Below are 1,907 nucleotides of genomic sequence, written 5' to 3' on the forward strand. Positions count from 1 at the left end.
GTGGGACGGCAGCGGGGTTTGTCTTTATTCGAAGACTCTGGAAGATCACAGCTTCTGCTGGTCTGCGATATCGGCCGCGCGCATGCGTCTCGACCACGCCCAGCTGATGGCGCTTCTGGCCGGGTTAGACTGGAAAAAGATCCGTCCGGCCAGGATCAGGCGGCCGTTATCGACGGGCTGAAACCGGCCTGCGGCAAGATGAATCATGCGGCTGGAACGGTTGGGAAAGCGGCTGTTTTTGTGCTTTGCTGCTTGCCATGGTTCTACCGGGTCTTGCCCTTCCCGACGACGTTGATGCGCTGAAGGCGATGATCCTTTCCATGGCTCGCGAGCAGGCTGCGAGCGAGGCCCGGATCGTAGTCGCCGAAGCTCGGATCGCAGCCTCCGAGGCGGAGGTCGCCCGGCTGAAGGCCGTCGAGAAGAGCGCCAACGAGCGGATTGCCAATCTCACGTCGATCCTGAAGGTTTTGCAGCGCACGCAACATGGCACGCGTTCCGAGCGGCTACGCCTGGCCATCGACGACGAGCAGGCCTCCTTTGCCTTCGAAGAGGTCGAGACCGGCCTTTCTGCGATCCGCAGCGAACTCGATCACGCAGTCAAGGGCAAGCCAAAGCGCGCAGCGCGTCCACGCAAGGGTTTTGCAGCTCATCTCGAACGCATCGAGGAAGTTATCGAGCCGGAAATCCCGGGCGACTGCGAGGGGCTGGAAAAGGTTCTGATCGGCGAGGATCGATCCGAGCGGTTGGACGTCGTGCCGCCGAAGTTCCGGGTCATCGTCACGCGCCGTCCCAAATACGCTTTCCGGGGCCGTGACGGCGTGGTCCAGGCTCTGGCGTCGGCGCACATCGTTGAAAGCGGCCTGCCGACGGAGCGGCTGCTCGCCTATATCGCCGTGTCGAAATACGCCGACGGCCTTCCGCTTTACCGGCAGGAGACGATCTATCTGCGCGATGGCGTTGAACTCAGCCGGTCGTTGATGGCGCAGTGGATGGGGCACCTGGGCTTCGAGTTGCAGATGCTCGCCGATTACATCCTTGAGCGCGTCAAGGAGGGCGAAAGGGTCTTCGCCGACGAGACGACCTTGCCCACCCTTGCCCCCGGAGCGGGGAAAACCACGAAAGCTTGGCTATGGGCCTACGCACGGGATGATCGACCCTATGGCGGAACCAGTCCGCCAATGGTTGCCTATCGTTTTGAAGACAGCAGAGGCGCGGATTGCGTGGCGCGCCACCTCGCCGGATTCAGCGGCATCCTGCAAGTGGATGGCTACTCGGCCTATACCAACCTGGTCAAGGCACGGGCCAAAGCCGGCAGCAATGAAACAATCCGGCTCGCCGGCTGCTGGGCTCACCTGCGGCGCAAATTCTACGACCTGCACATCAGCGGGATCTCGCAGGCCGCGACGGATTCGATCATCGCCATGACCGAATTGTGGAAGGTCGAGGACGAGGTTCGCGGCAAGGATGCCGGAAGCCGCGCCGCGCTCCGTCAGGAAAAGTCCGTGGCCATTGTCGCGAGCCTCTTCGATCTATGGGAAGCGGAACTGGGCAAGGTCTCCGGAAAATCCAAGACCGCCGAGGCGATCCGCTACGCGCTCACCCGGCGGGAGGCGCTGGAACGCTTTCTGATGGACGGTCGCATCGAAATCGACTCCAATATCGTCGAGCGTGCAATCAGGCCCCAGACGATCACGCGAAAGAATAGTCTATTCGCCGGCGGCCAAGGCGGTGGACGAACCTGGGCTACGGTAGCCACCTTGCTGCAATCCTGCAAAATGAACAGCGTCGATTCGCTCGACTGGCTCTCCCAGACCTTGACCCGCATCGCTCAAGGCTGGCCGGCATCCGAGATCGAAATGCTCATGCCTTGGAACTTTAGGCCTGACGTTATCGGCTGACCGCTTACG

The 1,907-nt window shown here is 61.7% G+C and carries 2 protein-coding genes; both read left to right on the forward strand.

Annotation, left to right across the window (positions count from 1 at the left end; translation table 11 throughout):
- A partial coding sequence (tnpB, locus tag NKI54_RS36195) for an IS66 family insertion sequence element accessory protein TnpB (protein WP_352694628.1) occupies positions 1 to 181 on the forward strand: 181 nt, incomplete at its 5' end.
- 76 nt (positions 182 to 257) lie between these two features.
- Positions 258 to 1,898 carry an IS66 family transposase gene (tnpC, locus tag NKI54_RS36200; RefSeq protein WP_352694629.1) on the forward strand — a complete coding sequence of 547 codons (1,641 nt, stop codon included), beginning with the start codon at positions 258 to 260 and terminating at the stop codon, positions 1,896 to 1,898.
- Positions 1,899 to 1,907 lie beyond the last annotated feature (9 nt).

Source organism: Mesorhizobium sp. M0663 (genome assembly GCF_040320585.1).
In the GTDB taxonomy this organism is placed as follows: Bacteria; Pseudomonadota; Alphaproteobacteria; order Rhizobiales; family Rhizobiaceae; genus Mesorhizobium.